The sequence below is a fragment of the Halomonas sp. 3D7M genome (assembly GCF_014897885.1).
Classification (GTDB): Bacteria; Pseudomonadota; Gammaproteobacteria; order Pseudomonadales; family Halomonadaceae; genus Vreelandella.
Map to the genome: position 1 here is coordinate 43,840 of NZ_JABUZF010000208.1, position 14,175 is coordinate 58,014.

The following is a 14,175-nucleotide window of genomic DNA, read 5'->3' on the forward strand; positions in this document are numbered from 1 at the left end:
CTGCCGCCTACACCTTGCTGCCATTGTATTTGCAGCGCATTGGTATGAGCGTCAACCAGGTGGGGCAAATGATGGCCGTCGTGATTCTTGGCGCCATGTTGCTTCAGTATCCGATTGGACGCTGGTCTGATCGTCACGACCGCCAAATCGTATTGATCGCCATCAGCACTTTCTGTGTGGTGATTTCCGCGGCCATGATATGGCTTCCGATGTCGACCCCCTTACTGGCGGCGCTGCTGTTTTTACTCGGTGGCGGTGTCTTTGCGCTTTACCCGGTGGCGGTTAGCCATGCCGCCGACCGTGCTCCGGCGGGAGCGCTGGTACGCATGAGCCAGGGCCTGCTATTGATCAACTCTATTGGGGCTACCATCAGCCCGCTCATGATTTCTCCAGTAATGACCGCGATGGGCGATGCTGGGTTGTTCTGGGCGTTTGGCTCGCTGAGCCTGTTTTTTGTTGTATTTTTCAGCTGGCGTCGCAGTGTACGGCCTGCGCCAGTTCCTGTGGCTCCCTTTACACCGACAACGCCGATGACCGCAGCAGGTGCCGAGCTAGTGGTTACTGAGGAGCTGATGCAAGGCGCGCTCGAGCATGAGCACCTGGAAGACCTTTCTGATGTTATACCTGACGTGGATGCTGTTGAACCCATCGTTGGCCCGCCCTCAGAAGATCAAACTCATATTGTTTATTACGATGATGTGGAAACGGAGGCGCGTCGATAACCCGTGCTGGGAGTGGGTGAAACGTAGCTAAAAACGTAGCCAAAAACGCAGCTAGCGGACTGACGTTAATTCAACAGGTGAGACCTTGGGCTAATGGTGTGATGAAAGTAGTGAAACTACTATTTGTGATAGTGTTTTTACTAATTGCTATTTATCACCGATTTTCTCTGAGGTTTTGCCATGAATTATTATGCCGCGCCGGTACGCGATTTACGTTTTGTACTCGAAGAGCTACTCGCGCACCGCTCGCTTGCACTGCCTGGCTTCGAAGAAGCCACGCCCGACTTGGTCGAGGCGGTGCTGGAAGAGGCAGCAAAGCTTGCAGGCGATGTGTGGGGGCCGCTAAATAGTGTCGGTGATCGACAAGGTGCTAAGCGCCACACCGATGGCAGTGTCACCACCTCAGAGGGTTTCGCAGCGGCCTATCAGGCGTATGTAGAAGGCGGCTGGAACGGCATTGGTGTTTCGGAAGCGTTAGGCGGACAAAACCTACCTGAGGTGGTCGCCAGCGCTGTTCAAGAAATGCTTCACGGTGCCAATATGGCCTTGGGTCTTTGCCCCATGTTGACGGCAGGTGCAATCGAAGCACTGGCGCATCATGGCAGTGAGATGCTAAAAACGACCTATCTCCCCAAGCTCGTTGAAGGTACCTGGACAGGTACCATGAACCTGACAGAGCCTCAGGCAGGCTCCGACCTGTCTAAAGTACGTACCAAAGCCATCCCCGAAGGCGACCATTACCGCATTAGCGGCCAAAAAATCTATATCACCTGGGGCGAACACGACGCCGCCGAAAATATCATTCACCTTGTGCTGGCGCGAAAACCCGATGCGCCCGAAGGCAACAAGGGTATTTCGCTGTTCCTAGTGCCGAAGTTCCTGGTTAACGCAGACGGCTCGTTGGGCGAGCGCAACGACGTCACCTGCGCCTCTATCGAGCATAAGCTGGGCATTCATGGTTCGCCTACCTGCACCTTAAGCTTTGGCGAAAACGACGGCGCTATCGGGTATCTGGTGGGTGAAGAGGGACGTGGTCTTAACCACATGTTCACCATGATGAACGAAGCGCGCCACAAAGTGGGTATTCAAGGTATTGGGGTGGCTGAGCGTGCTTGCCAGCATGCGTTTGCTTACGCCTTGGATCGCACTCAGGGGCGAGCGCCTAAATCTCGTGGTGGTAACGAATGCTCGATCAGCGATCACTTAGATGTGCGCCGGATGCTGCTTTCAATGCGCGCCCGCACCGATGCCCTTCGTGCTCTGGCGCTTTACTGCGCTGGCCAGCTTGATCTTGCCCGGCACAGTGAAAGCGACAGCGAGCGCCAAGCTGCTCAGGCGTGCGCCGATGTACTGATCCCTATCGTCAAAAGCTTTTCGACCGACCAAGCCGTGGATATCGCTTCAATGGGTATTCAGGTACATGGCGGTATGGGCTATGTGGAAGAAACGGGCGCTGCCCAGCTACTTAGAGATGCACGAATCGCGCCTATTTATGAAGGCACGAATGGCATTCAGGCCCTCGATTTGGCGGGGCGTAAGTTACAGCGTGATGGTGGAGCTGCGTTATCTGCGTTAATTGATGAAGTGCAAAAAACCGCTGAGACAATGCGTTCAGAGCCTAGCCTTGCGGGTATGGGCAGTGCGCTGGCAGTCGGTGCCGATGATCTGCGTGCCGCCATGCAGCTTGTGCTTGAGCAAGGCAGCGACCCGGAAACTGGCCCAGATGCAGTGCAGGCCTATGCAACGCCGTTGCTCAACCTAGCTGGCCATGTGCTATGTGCTTGGCAAATGGGCAACGCTGCACTTCACGCGACCAAAGCGCTGCAAAAAGGCAGCGATGAACCGTTTTATCGCGTCAAGTTGTCCAGCGCCAACTTTGTTATCACCCAGTGGCTGCCTGCTGGCCGCGCGCAACGCGCGGTTATCGAAGCGGGTATGCAGTGCCTGAGTGATTTCGAATTAACGCCATAAACCACTGTAAGGCCTAAGTGCTTTAACCACTCATTTCCGCCGGCCATTGGGTCGGCGGCTTACGTTAAGACGCAATGAAACGGTCGTTTTAAAACGTATCGTTGTGCTTAGCCGCGCCAGTGTGCCTATGCGCATTGTCGCGCTGACTCTTTTTCCCGGTTCACAACAACATTAATGACTCAAACCAAGGAGTACTTCATGCAACTTAAGCACCGCCAGCACGGCGAAGAGCAGCCATATTGGCCCTTAGGGCCATTTAAAGTGCGGCTCCCCTTTGTCCATTATCGCTGGGAAATGGCGGAGATGATTCAAGGACTCATCATGTTTGTCGTTAGCCTGGCGATGATTCCGCTTTTAGAGCAGTACCTTGGTTTACCTTATGATGTTGCCTTGGCTTATGTGGTGGTGTGCGGCGTCGGCTTTATGCTTCCTGCGTTGCTAGGCGTGCCAATGGTGCCAGGTTGGATTACGCCTGCGGTGCCGGTGGTGTTAGCCTTCCTAGGGGATTTTGAGCCAGGCCCAGCGGCTATTCAGGCGCTGTTCGCACTTCAATTCTTGGTCTTTCTGATTTTCTTAATTTTAGGAGTCACTGGGCTAGGCCGTAAGCTGGTTCACTTGGTGCCTAACTCCCTCCAGGCAGGCATTATTATCGGTGCCGGTATTGCGGCTATTACTGGTGAAATACAGCAAGGCGGGCGCTTAGCTGAGACTCCGGTATCACTGATCGCTGGTATGTTAATTGCCATATTTATGCTTTTTTCGGTGGCCTTTAAGCGCTGGGTAGAAGATCACGCGATCATGCGCAAAATTGCCAACTACGGCATGGTGCCAGGCATGATTATTGCGATCCTGGTGGCTTGGGCGATAGGTGAGTACCCACGCCCTACTATTGAGTGGGGGATTACCCAGCCGAACTTCACCGAGATGTGGAACTACCTACCCTTTACGGTCGGCTTTCCTAGCGCTGATGTCTTTATGCTGGCCATACCCACCGCGGTAATCGCCTACGTCATCGCGTTCGGCGATATTGTCGTCGGGCGGACGTTGATGTCTCGTGTTGACCATATTCGTAGCGATGAAAAAATCGACTACAGCACGGATCGTATCCACCACGTCACCGCTATTCGTAACGGCATGCATGCTTTCTTTGCTCCCTATCCTGGTTTAGCGGGCCCGATCTGGACGGCTGTAACGGCCACCATGGCAGAGCGTTATAAAAATGGCCGCCATGCGATGGAATCGATTTATAGCGGCGGTGGCACTTTCTGGATTACCGGCTTTATTGCGCTATTCACCCTGCCATTGGTCAGCATGTTTCAGCCGGTGCTGCCCATTGCACTCTCGCTTACGCTGCTGCTGACTGGCTATATTTGCTTAATGGTGGGTATTGAACAGACTAAAACCACTGCTGAGCGTGGCGTTGCAGGCACGATGGCCGTCGTGCTGGCGGTATATGGTGCAGGGTGGGGGTTAGCCGCTGGAGTCGTACTGTACGTGTTAGTGCAAAAAACAAATATGTTCGGGCGTGAGCCTTCGGCTACCCAAGACGCGGAAGAGCAAAATCAGCGCTAACGATAAAGATGACCAACACCAAAACGATCAACATAAAAGGTGATTTATGAACGCATCCATTTTTGAGCAGGGCATGCCGCCCACCGTTGCTAATCATGTACCGCTCTCTCCGTTGACGTTTATTGAGCGTTCGGCGGCGGTGTATCCCGATTACCCGGCGGTTGTGCATGGCACAACACGCCGCACCTGGGCAGAAACCTGGACCCGCTGTCGCCAATTGGCGTCGGCGCTTGAAAAACGCGGCCTTCAGCCCGGCCAAACGGTAGCGGCGATGTTGCCTAACATTCCGGCGATGTTTGAAGCCCATTTTGGGGTGCCTCTGACTGGCTGCGTGCTCAATACCTTGAATATTCGCCTGGATGCCGAAGCAATCAGCTACATGTTGGCCCATGGTGAAGCGAAAGCCGTTCTTGTTGACCCTGAATTTGCACAGGTCATCAACGAAGCCGTTGCCTTATTAGACGATAAACCGCTGATTATTGACGTTTTCGATCTGGAGTTTTTAGGCGAAACTCAAGGCATCGGTGAGGTTGAGTACGAAGCATTGCTCGCCGAAGGTGATGCTGACTATGCCTACAAACTGCCTGAAAATGAGTGGCAAGCTATTTCACTGAACTACACCTCGGGCACCACGGGCAAGCCCAAAGGGGTGGTTTACCATCACCGTGGCGCCTACCTAAACGCGGTCAGCAATATCTTAGAGTGGGCCATGCCGCATCATCCGGTGTACCTCTGGACCCTGCCGATGTTCCACTGTAACGGCTGGTGTTTCCCCTGGACAATTGCCGCCAACGCCGGTGTTAGCGTGTGCCTGCGCAAAGTTGATCCAAAGCGGATCAACGACCTGATTGTGGATGAGAAGGTCACGCACTTCAGCGGTGCGCCGATTATACTGAACGGCCTTGTCAACCTGCCTGCTGATCAGAAGCGTGAATTTGATCATCCCGTTAAAGTGACCACGGCGGGTGCCGCACCGCCTGCATCAGTGATTGCTGGTGTAGAGAAACTTGGTATTGAAGTGACCCATGTGTACGGGTTAACCGAGGTGTATGGCCCGGTGACGGTGTGTGCTTGGCGTGAATCGTGGAATGAGTTACCGCTGGAAGCCCGTGCCAAAATCAAGGCGCGCCAAGGGGTGCGTTACCACATGCTTGAAGCGCTTTGTGTTGCCGACCCGTTGACCCTTGAGCCCGTCGCAAAAGATGGCGAGACCATCGGTGAGATTTTGATGCGCGGCAACAACGTAATGAAGGGCTATCTGAAGAATGCCGAAGCTACTGAGGAAGCCCTGGAAGGAGGGTGGTATCACACCGGCGATCTCGCGGTTTGGCACGCGGATGGCTACATCGAAATTAAAGACCGCTCTAAAGACATCATCATTTCTGGCGGTGAGAATATCTCCACTATTGAAGTAGAAGATGCCATTTATAGCCACCCAGCGGTAGAGGAAGCCGCCGTTGTGGCCAAGCCCGATGAAAAGTGGGGCGAGACTCCATGCGCGTTTGTTAAATTAAAAATCGGTTATGGTGAAATTACCGAAGCCGACATTATTGCCCATTGCCGAGAGCATTTAGCGAGCTTCAAAGTACCGAAGACAATCATTTTTAGCGAATTGCCAAAAACGTCAACGGGCAAAATTCAAAAATTTGTTTTGCGCGAAGAAGCGAAACAGCACTGATTCAGGGGATAAATAACGATGAGTGAACAACCAATCGGTGTAGTGGGAGCAGGCACCATGGGGCAGGGGATCGCTCAGGTCGTCGCTGCCAGTGGTTTTACGGTTCGTCTCTTTGATGTCGCCGATGAGCAGCTTACCCACGCTCAGGCTAATATTGATAAAGGCCTTGGCAAGCTGGTCGCGAAACAGAAAATCAGCGAGCCAGCTAAGCAGGAAGCGCTGGCGCGGCTTTCCACGACCACTGATCTCGAAGCGTTGAGTGACTGCGGTATTATTATTGAAGCCGCACCAGAACAACCCGCGCTGAAAGAAAAGCTGTTTCGTGATCTGAGTCATTTAAGCAGCGATGCTATTCTTGCCTCTAACACTTCGTCACTCTCACTAACGCGGTTGGCTGCTGTGTGTGAGCGACCCGAGCGGGTAGTGGGTATGCACTTTTTTAACCCCGTGCCGGTGCTCAAGTTAGTGGAAGTGATTCGTGCCGAGCAGACCTCTGATACCACCGTTGAGCGCATAGAAGCGTTGGCAAAGGCGCTGGGTAAAACGGCGGTACCGATTGGTGATTCGCCAGGCTTTGCAGTTAATCGCTTGTTGGTGCCGATGATTAATGAAGCCGCCTTTATTGTTCAAGAAGGAACCGCAACGCCAGAGGCCATCGACGAAGCGATGAAGCTTGGCGCTGCCCATCCAATGGGACCATTGGCGCTGGCGGATTTGATTGGCCTTGATGTTTGTCTGGCGATCATGAACGTGTTGCAGGAAGGCTTTGGCGATCCGAAGTATCGTCCCTGCCCGTTGCTGAAGCGTATGGTGGATGCAGGGTATCTGGGACGTAAGAGCGGTCGCGGCTTCCATATATACGAGTGAGCACGCGTAAGCGCATCAGGTCAGTCAAGCGCGACAAAAGAAGTGATTGCCTACCAACCAAGCGTTCGCTAGGGTTGGTAGGTGTTCACTTTAAATGCGTAATAACAATTAAGGAGCCTGTATGAGCGATGCAGTGATTGAAAAAGTTGATAACGACGGTGTAGTACGCCTAACGATTAATCGCCCTAAGGCATTGAATGCACTGAACAGTGACGTGCTGAGTGCCTTAGAAGCTTATCTTGTGGAGCTTGAAACGCATCCACGTTTACGCGCTGTCATCATTACCGGTGCTGGTGAAAAGTCGTTTGTTGCCGGTGCTGATATCACTGAAATGCGCGATAAAACGCCAGAAGAAGCGCGTGCTTTCGCTACCCAGGCACTGCGGACTATCAAGCGCTTAGAAACATTGCCCGTGCCGGTGGTCGCGCTAGTGAACGGGTTTTGCCTTGGCGGCGGCTGCGAATTGGCGTTGGCCTGCGACTGGGCGGTAGCTAGCGACAACGCTGTCTTCGGCCAGCCAGAAGTGTTGCTAGGTGTGATTCCTGGCTTTGGCGGCACCCAGCGTTTGCCGCGTCGTGTTGGTCCTGCCATGGCGATTGATCTGGTAACCACTGGCCGCAAAATCGATGCTCAGGAAGCGTTACGCATTGGGCTAGTCAACCGTGTTATGCCCCAGGCTGAGCTGGAAAGTTATGTAGAAGAGCTCACCAAGCAACTTAAAGGCAATGGCCCGTTGTCAGTACGCGGCGCGAAGCAAGCCGTTCACGATGGGTTAGATCAAGACCTTGATAGCGCTTTGGCGCTGGAAACCAGCCTATTTGCGCTCTGTTTTGCTGGCGAAGAGCAGAAAGAGGGCATGGGCGCTTTCGTTGAGAAGCGCAAACCCAACTTCTAAGCGTTCACTTATTCATTTTTACTTCTTTAGGGGGTGGCGCTTGCGCCACCCCCGTTTTATTCTCAGGCTTACTATCTTAACTCTCTATGGAGTTGCCACGATGCAATGGGCCGCGTTTATCCTCGCCGCGCTTGGTTTTGCTTACCTACCCGGACCTGCGATGTTGTACACCGCAGCGCAAACCCTGGGGCGAGGCCGACGGGCAGGATGGTTAGCAGTTATCGGTGTGCATATCGGTTGCTACGTCCACGTGATTGCTGCCGCGCTAGGCTTGGCGCTACTGTTTGCGGCTATTCCGCCAGCTTACATAGCGATGAAGGTCATCGGTGGGCTTTACCTGCTCTGGATGGGGCTGCGTCTCTGGAAGCAGGGCATTCGCTCTCATGGCGACGAAGTTCCACTGGCGACCACTAAGCGCGTACTGCGTGACAGCTTTCTGGTCGAAGTGCTCAACCCTAAGACGGCGCTCTTCTTCGTAGCGTTTCTACCTCAATTTGTTCAGCCCGACAGCGCCATACCGGTGGCATGGCAACTGCTTTGGCTGGGTATCGCCACTAATGCGTTGTTCTCTTCGGCAGATGTCATGGTGGTGCTGCTGGCTAGCCCGCTGCGGGAGTGGCTACAAAAGTCCCATGGCTCCTCCAGGTTGATTCAACGCATTGGCGGCGGCGTATTAATGGGATTAGGAGGCAATACCCTAGCTCAGGCGGCGCGTTAAGAGGGGCTTTATATCGACGGATTTAATTTCCCATCCTGTGCTTTACTTATTCACAGCGCTTCGGATATGCCCTGTGTTTCGATAAATCCGCTACACTGGCGCAAATTTTAGATGGATATTTCCAATGGCGTTGAGTGCTACCCCTTACAAAGTTGATGTTAACCTGACCGACCTTGATCGCAATGTCTATGAGACGCTGCGTTTTACCGTGGCTCGGCATCCTTCTGAAACCGAAGACCGGATGTGCGCACGTTTAATCGCCTACCTATTGTGGTACAGCGAAGCGCTCGCTTTTGGTCGTGGCCTTTCCGATGTGGACGAACCCGCCTTGTGGGAAAAAAGCTTGGATGGCCGCGTGCTGCATTGGATAGAAGTCGGTTTGCCGGACGCCGAGCGTCTTACTTGGTGTTCACGCCGTGCGGAGCGAGTATCACTATTAGCTTATGGGCGAGTAGATCTTTGGGAAAATAAAGTGCTACCGGCGGTGGCGTCGCTTAAGAATGTACATGTAGCGGGGCTACCGCAAGAGGCACTTGCTACTATCGCAGAGGGTCTGCCACGGTCCATTAACTGGGCAGTCATGATCAGCGACGGCTCGCTGTTCATTACCGATGAAAATGGCCAGCATGAAGTCACTCCTCAGTGGCTTCTCCGTGATCGTTAGAAAGTTCAAAGCTAGCGAGTGGCCATGCATGGTGTGGCGACGTTTTTTCACGACAGGATGTCGTGATAGGCAGTGAGTTAGCGATGTAGATAGCAAGAAAGTTCGCTTGCTATCTATTCGTGCCATTACATACAATCATTCATGTTTGTTAATAATTGATCGCTCTTGCTTTCCCCAATACTCAAGGATTGAGCTATGAATAATACCTCTGCTCTAGGCAGGAAGGTGCTGCTTGTTATTTTACCGTTAAGCCTAATGCCCGCATTGGCCGTGGCTAGCGACAGCTCCCTGTCGGTAAAGTTTGAAAATGATGGCCTTGCCAGCAGTGATGACGGTCACTTTACCAGTGGTTTTGAGCTTAACTGGACCTTTACGCCGCAAGAAGCAAGTGGGTGCAACGCCTTGCGACAGCGCTGCCCGATAGTCTTATCGGCCAAGCGGATAAGGCGTCTTATCGTTTGATTCACCAGATTTATACGCCGAACAATATCGAGCGTCGCGCGTTGATCGAGGATGATCGCCCCTATGCAGGTCTTGTCTACGGCGGAGTGTCGCTCTATGAAGACGTGCCGATGGGGCAGTGGACGCAAGCGACCGATTTACATCTCGATATTGGGCTCGTGGGGCCATCCTCTCTTGCTGACAGTATTCAGCGCGAAGTACACCGTGTCACCGATAGCGATCGTCCCCGAGGCTGGCAAAATCAGCTGGGCGATGAGGCGCTGGTGAATTTAACCGTTCGTCGCCAATGGTGGAGTGACATACCGCTAGCCGGTAAACAGTTCTCCCACGGCCCCAGTGTGGGGGCAGCGTTAGGCAACTTATATACCTATGCTAGTGCTGGCTATAGCGTACGCTGGGGAGATGATGCCGAAGGTATTCCTGCGCTGACACCCAACCCGGGTAGCCGTCATCTAATGAGTGGCCATCGTGGGTGGCAGTGGTATCTGTTTGCAAATGTAGAAGGCTATTACATGGCGCAGAACCTAACACTGGATGGTAATACATTCAGAGATAGCCACTCCGTTGACCGTGAAGAATGGGTAGCTGAAGCCTCCGCAGGACTTGCCATGGCCTGGGAGGACTGGCAAGTAACGTATGCTGCTGTTCAGCGTACTCGTGAGTTTGATGGACAAGATGAGCAGGACAAATTCGGTGCGATTACGTTAACGAGACGTTTTTAGAGTGGTGATAAACAGACGCGATAAACAGAAGCAATCAACGTATTATCGATACGCCCGTCAGTATGACGAAAGGGAGTGTTTCCTCTTGTGAAATACACTTATGCAATTAACTGCGCTGACGGGAGTAGTCGACAGTGGTAATCTGCGGCACTTTGTTTCTTAACACTTAAGGACGCACCGTGAATATTAAAGCGAATCTCTCTATTCTAGATATTGTTGGCCACTTGCTGATTTGGGTCGTGCTAACGATTATTACTTTCGGGATTGCACTGTTTTTCTTCCCCTACTCGTTTTCACGCTTTGTGATTAATCGTACTTCAGTGGTGGATACAGCAACAGGCGTAGAACGTAAGATGGTGTGTGATATCAATATTTTTAGCAATATTGGTCATATCATTTTGTGGATGATTATCTCAGTTTTGACGCTTGGGCTTGGGTATATTTTTTATTTCTATCGTGTTTGGAATTACGCACTGAATAACTCTCGCGTCCAGTAACTAGAAGAAGTGCTGCTTTCAAAGGCTTTTGCCACTCAGCGGCTCAATCGTTAGGTAGATGAAAGCCTAGTGTCTGCCCAGTTCTTGACTCCGCTAGGAGCGCTAGAGCTGGGTTCACAAGGCTTTATTTTGAGCGCTTTGCCGGTGAGTGAAGGTGCCCCTGTAGTGCCGAGTCCGGATGATTGGTGTGAACGGTTAGTATAAACAGTCAGTGTGGATGCTTAATAAGCACCTTAACCAATCGCCGTACAATAGGCGATACGAGGTTAATTACCGGTAGAGCAACTGCAAAAGCAAAGAGCCATGCTTTCAGCCAAACAAAGACAATGCCTTCAATGAAGCCGACATTGTAGAGCGTAATCACCAGCGACATAATGCACGACATAAACAGTGCCATTAAGAAAGAAAATATCAGCTGGGCGTATTTTGGATCAAACATGGACTGCCTCTGTCAGACACACTATGAATAATGAAGTAAAAATCGCTAACTAAATCAGGATCGATAATGCAGTAAAGAGCGATAGTGGAACACGGTAAATCGCCATCCTTAGCGATCGTTAGCCAATGCGGCCGCCTTACCGGTTCACAGTTGTCCTTGGTTTAACGTTTATCTTCGGTCTTGTGATCAAAATCACTGGCATCGTGGCGCTCGTGGAGCTGTTCGCCAGGCTCTCCCCAGGTGCGGTTAACCATTCGGCCACGTTGAACGGCTGGGCGTGCGTCAATCTCATCGGTCCAGCGTAAGACGTTCTGATAGGTATGGGCGTCTAAAAACTCAGCGGCTTCATACACGCGGTTTTTTACCAGTGCGCCGTACCATGGGTGAATCGCCATATCTGCGATGGTGTACTCATCACCCGCCATAAAACGGTTATCTGCTAAGTGACGATCCAATACATCCAACTGACGTTTCACTTCCATGGTATAGCGATCAATCGGGTACTGGTATTTTTCTGGTGCGTAAGCATAAAAGTGACCAAAGCCACCACCCAGCATGGGCGCGCTGCCCATTTGCCAAAATAACCAGGATAGGCACTCGGTCCGCTTCGCTGGGTCGTTGGGTAAGAACGCAGCAAATTTCTCAGCTAAATAAAGCAGAATCGCACCTGACTCAAAGACCCGCTGGGGCGGAGTGGTGCTGTGATCCATTAGCGCTGGAATCTTAGAGTTAGGATTTACCTCAACAAAGCCGCTGCCAAACTGATCACCTTCGCCAATTTGTATCAGGTGAGCATCGTATTCCGCTTGTTTAATACCCTGTTCCAGCAGCTCTTCAAGCATTACGGTGACTTTCACGCCGTTTGGGGTTGCCAGAGAGTAAAGCTGTAGCGGATGCTTGCCCACGGGTAATACTTTCTCGTGGGTCGCACCAGCAACGGGGCGATTGATGTTAGCGAATTTTCCACCGTTACCAGGTTCCCATTTCCAAACCCGCGGTGGCGTATAGGTCGTGTTGTCGCTCATGATGTCCTCGCTATTCCTACAATAAAAAAGGGCGGTGCGGCGACTCACCCGAAATGTTGCGGCTACTAAGGCGTTATGGGGCCTTAAAATGTGGGTACAAGGATAGTGGGTTGTTAGTCTGATAATAAATAGTTATTTACCATGGAGAAATGTGATGCGGACTATTGGCGTATTAGGCGGTATGAGCTGGGAGTCGACACAAAGCTATTATCAGGCGCTAAACCAAGGGATTAATCAGGCTCTTGGCGGTTTTCACTCAGCGCAGATTGTGATGGTAAGTGTTGATTTTGCTGAAATAGAAACCTTGCAGCAGCAGGGCGATTGGCAAACTGCTGGCCAGTTACTCGCAAGCGCTGCCAAACGTATTGAAGAGGCTGGGGCAGAGTGTTTGCTGTTGGCCACCAATACCATGCACAACGTCGCGCCTGCGATTGAAGCCGCTATTCAGATTCCCTTTTTGCACATCGCCGATGCTACCGGGGAAAAATGTCAGAGTGATGGCGTGACTCGGGTTGGGTTGATAGGCACCCGTTTTACGATGGAGCAGGACTTTTACAAGGCGCGCTTAAAAGAGCGCTTTGGGATTGATGTCGTCATTCCGAATGAGCAAGAGCGTGCCGAGGTGCACCAGGTCATTTTCGACGAGCTATGCCATGGTCATATCCACGCCTCATCGCGTGAGCGTTATCTGGATATTATGACGTCGCTACACCAGCAGGGCGCCGAGGCGATCATTCTAGGTTGTACCGAGATAGCGCTGTTGGTTGAGCAGAAACACACCCAGATACCGCTGTATGACACCACCGCTCTGCACGCAAGCAAAGCGGTGGCTTGGGCGCTAGGTAATTAAACCAGCGTCAGAGTGACATCGATATTTCCGCGGGTAGCGTTGGAGTAGGGGCACACAATATGGGCTTTATCGACCAGTGCTTGGGCAACGTCTTTTTCCAAACCAGGCAAGCTAATTTTTAGCTCAACTTCAATGCCGAAACCGGTAGGAATAGCGCCAATACCGACACTGCCATCGATCTGGGTATCGTCGGACAGTTTAACTTTTTCCTGGCTGGCGACGTGCTTAAGAGCACCTAAAAAGCAAGCAGAGTAGCCTGCAGCAAACAGCTGTTCGGGATTGGTGCCTGCACCGCCGGCGCCACCTAGCTCTTTGGGTGTGCTGAGCTGAACATCCAGCGCGCCGTCAGAGGACTTAGCATAGCCCTCGCGGCCGCCAGTGGCGTGAGCATGTGCGCGGTAAGCAACAGTTTCAATAGACATAGATTATTTCCTAAACCTGGTTGTTATGGGCATGGCTGTTATGAGCCAAACGTGTGTTTGGGGGTTTAATTTAGTGCAGCTTTATTTTGCGCGCAAGTGAATGGGTGAAGAAATTACCTACCCGGCCACAACGTTCAGCTGGTTACTTGACCTTAAGTAAGTTTTCGCGCAGTTGGACTAAATCCTCTTTCAGTTGGTTGAGTGCTTCAACCGACTTTTCGCTGGCGTTGACCACACAGCTGGGAATATGGCGCGCCTGTTCACGAAGCGAGCGGCCTTTATCGGTCAGGAATAACTCGACGACACGTTCATCTTGCAGGCTACGCTGCCGGATAAGTAGCTGATCACTTTCAAGTCGCTTTAGTAGCGGCGTTAACGAGCCAGGATCTGTAAGTAAGCGTTTGCTTAGGGTACCTACTGTTAGGCCATCTTCTTGCCACAGTACCAGCATGGCGAGGTATTGCGGGTAAGTGAGCCCCAGCTCTTTGAGCAGAGGTTTATAAACTTTGGTCATCATCAGTGATGTTGAATACAGCGCAAAGCAGAGCTGGTGATCTAGCTCTAATTCGCTACAAGGGTCTAGCGCTGGCATGTCGACTCCAGGACAGGGTGCATAACGCGTAATGTAGCGCGCGGGGAAGTGAGTAGCTATCCCTAGACGTTGGTCGTAA

16 protein-coding genes are annotated in these 14,175 nt (G+C 52.1%); 12 read left to right on the plus strand and 4 right to left on the minus strand.

Annotated elements, in window-relative coordinates:
• The 11 genes from INT22_RS20890 to INT22_RS11700 form a co-directional block, all read left to right on the plus strand.
• Positions 1–722: MFS transporter (locus INT22_RS20890; RefSeq protein ID WP_226912654.1), on the plus strand; the 722-nt coding region annotated here is incomplete at its 5' end.
• Positions 723–902: 180 nt separating this feature from the next.
• Positions 903–2,693, plus strand: a complete 1,791-nt coding sequence (locus INT22_RS11660) for an acyl-CoA dehydrogenase (RefSeq protein ID WP_193068256.1) — start codon at positions 903–905, stop codon at positions 2,691–2,693.
• Between the two features lie 198 nt (positions 2,694–2,891).
• Positions 2,892–4,265: a solute carrier family 23 protein gene (locus INT22_RS11665; protein WP_193068257.1), complete on the plus strand. Its 1,374-nt coding sequence runs from the start codon at positions 2,892–2,894 to the stop codon at positions 4,263–4,265.
• Between the two features lie 46 nt (positions 4,266–4,311).
• Positions 4,312–5,943, plus strand: a complete 1,632-nt coding sequence (locus INT22_RS11670) for an acyl-CoA synthetase (RefSeq protein ID WP_193068258.1) — start codon at positions 4,312–4,314, stop codon at positions 5,941–5,943.
• Positions 5,944–5,961: 18 nt separating this feature from the next.
• Positions 5,962–6,810 carry a 3-hydroxybutyryl-CoA dehydrogenase gene (locus INT22_RS11675; RefSeq protein WP_193068259.1) on the plus strand — a complete coding sequence of 283 codons (849 nt, stop codon included), beginning with the start codon at positions 5,962–5,964 and terminating at the stop codon, positions 6,808–6,810.
• Between the two features lie 121 nt (positions 6,811–6,931).
• On the plus strand, positions 6,932–7,705 hold the full coding sequence (locus tag INT22_RS11680) for an enoyl-CoA hydratase-related protein (RefSeq protein ID WP_038482272.1): 774 nt from the start codon (positions 6,932–6,934) through the stop codon (positions 7,703–7,705).
• 100 nt (positions 7,706–7,805) lie between these two features.
• Positions 7,806–8,423: a LysE family translocator gene (locus INT22_RS11685; protein WP_193068260.1), complete on the plus strand. Its 618-nt coding sequence runs from the start codon at positions 7,806–7,808 to the stop codon at positions 8,421–8,423.
• 124 nt (positions 8,424–8,547) lie between these two features.
• Positions 8,548–9,087, plus strand: a complete 540-nt coding sequence (locus INT22_RS11690) for a YaeQ family protein (protein WP_193068261.1) — start codon at positions 8,548–8,550, stop codon at positions 9,085–9,087.
• 255 nt (positions 9,088–9,342) lie between these two features.
• Positions 9,343–9,549, plus strand: coding sequence for a lipid A-modifier LpxR family protein (locus INT22_RS22140; RefSeq protein WP_446718947.1), 207 nt, complete (start codon positions 9,343–9,345; stop codon positions 9,547–9,549).
• Positions 9,480–10,271: a lipid A deacylase LpxR family protein gene (locus INT22_RS11695; protein ID WP_319022069.1), complete on the plus strand. Its 792-nt coding sequence runs from the start codon at positions 9,480–9,482 to the stop codon at positions 10,269–10,271. Before INT22_RS22140 ends, INT22_RS11695 begins: the two co-directional genes overlap by 70 nt.
• Before the next feature lie 179 nt (positions 10,272–10,450).
• Complete coding sequence (locus INT22_RS11700) at positions 10,451–10,768, plus strand: DUF6693 family protein (protein WP_089038811.1); 318 nt, start codon at positions 10,451–10,453, stop codon at positions 10,766–10,768.
• Positions 10,769–10,976: 208 nt separating this feature from the next.
• Here INT22_RS11700 and INT22_RS11705 read toward each other — a convergent pair whose 3' ends face one another.
• Together INT22_RS11705 and yghU are read right to left on the minus strand one after the other, a co-directional pair.
• A complete protein-coding gene (locus INT22_RS11705) occupies positions 10,977–11,207 on the minus strand; it encodes a DUF2798 domain-containing protein (RefSeq protein WP_089038810.1) in 231 nt (76 codons plus the stop codon).
• A 161-nt stretch (positions 11,208–11,368) separates the two neighbouring features.
• Positions 11,369–12,232, minus strand: a complete 864-nt coding sequence (yghU, locus tag INT22_RS11710; protein ID WP_089038809.1) for a glutathione-dependent disulfide-bond oxidoreductase — start codon at positions 12,230–12,232, stop codon at positions 11,369–11,371.
• Between the two features lie 154 nt (positions 12,233–12,386).
• On the opposite strand from yghU, the gene INT22_RS11715 reads away from it, so the two are divergent.
• Positions 12,387–13,082: an aspartate/glutamate racemase family protein gene (locus INT22_RS11715; protein WP_193060486.1), complete on the plus strand. Its 696-nt coding sequence runs from the start codon at positions 12,387–12,389 to the stop codon at positions 13,080–13,082.
• Here INT22_RS11715 and INT22_RS11720 read toward each other — a convergent pair.
• Together INT22_RS11720 and INT22_RS11725 are read right to left on the minus strand one after the other, a co-directional pair.
• Entirely contained in the window at positions 13,079–13,504 is a 426-nt protein-coding gene (locus tag INT22_RS11720) for an organic hydroperoxide resistance protein (protein ID WP_193060485.1), read from the minus strand. The two genes, INT22_RS11715 and INT22_RS11720, sit on opposite strands and share 4 nt — an antisense overlap.
• A gap of 142 nt (positions 13,505–13,646) precedes the next feature.
• On the minus strand, positions 13,647–14,096 hold the full coding sequence (locus INT22_RS11725) for a MarR family winged helix-turn-helix transcriptional regulator (RefSeq protein ID WP_089038806.1): 450 nt from the start codon (positions 14,094–14,096) through the stop codon (positions 13,647–13,649).
• Between the last annotated feature and the right edge of the window lie 79 nt (positions 14,097–14,175).

What these genes read in the sequence shown, in the direction of transcription:
- INT22_RS11660 (WP_193068256.1), top strand. Translation starts at nt 903, where the DNA reads ATGAATTATTATGCCGCGCCGGTACGCGATTTACGTTTTGTACTCGAA.
- INT22_RS11665 (WP_193068257.1), top strand. Translation starts at nt 2,892, where the DNA reads ATGCAACTTAAGCACCGCCAGCACGGCGAAGAGCAGCCATATTGGCCC.
- INT22_RS11670 (WP_193068258.1), top strand. Translation starts at nt 4,312, where the DNA reads ATGAACGCATCCATTTTTGAGCAGGGCATGCCGCCCACCGTTGCTAAT.
- INT22_RS11675 (WP_193068259.1), top strand. Translation starts at nt 5,962, where the DNA reads ATGAGTGAACAACCAATCGGTGTAGTGGGAGCAGGCACCATGGGGCAG.
- INT22_RS11680 (WP_038482272.1), top strand. Translation starts at nt 6,932, where the DNA reads ATGAGCGATGCAGTGATTGAAAAAGTTGATAACGACGGTGTAGTACGC.
- INT22_RS11685 (WP_193068260.1), top strand. Translation starts at nt 7,806, where the DNA reads ATGCAATGGGCCGCGTTTATCCTCGCCGCGCTTGGTTTTGCTTACCTA.
- INT22_RS11690 (WP_193068261.1), top strand. Translation starts at nt 8,548, where the DNA reads ATGGCGTTGAGTGCTACCCCTTACAAAGTTGATGTTAACCTGACCGAC.
- INT22_RS22140 (WP_446718947.1), top strand. Translation starts at nt 9,343, where the DNA reads ATGCCCGCATTGGCCGTGGCTAGCGACAGCTCCCTGTCGGTAAAGTTT.
- INT22_RS11705 (WP_089038810.1), bottom strand. Translation starts at nt 11,207, where the DNA reads ATGTTTGATCCAAAATACGCCCAGCTGATATTTTCTTTCTTAATGGCA.
- yghU (WP_089038809.1), bottom strand. Translation starts at nt 12,232, where the DNA reads ATGAGCGACAACACGACCTATACGCCACCGCGGGTTTGGAAATGGGAA.
- INT22_RS11715 (WP_193060486.1), top strand. Translation starts at nt 12,387, where the DNA reads ATGCGGACTATTGGCGTATTAGGCGGTATGAGCTGGGAGTCGACACAA.
- INT22_RS11720 (WP_193060485.1), bottom strand. Translation starts at nt 13,504, where the DNA reads ATGTCTATTGAAACTGTTGCTTACCGCGCACATGCTCACGCCACTGGC.
- INT22_RS11725 (WP_089038806.1), bottom strand. Translation starts at nt 14,096, where the DNA reads ATGCCAGCGCTAGACCCTTGTAGCGAATTAGAGCTAGATCACCAGCTC.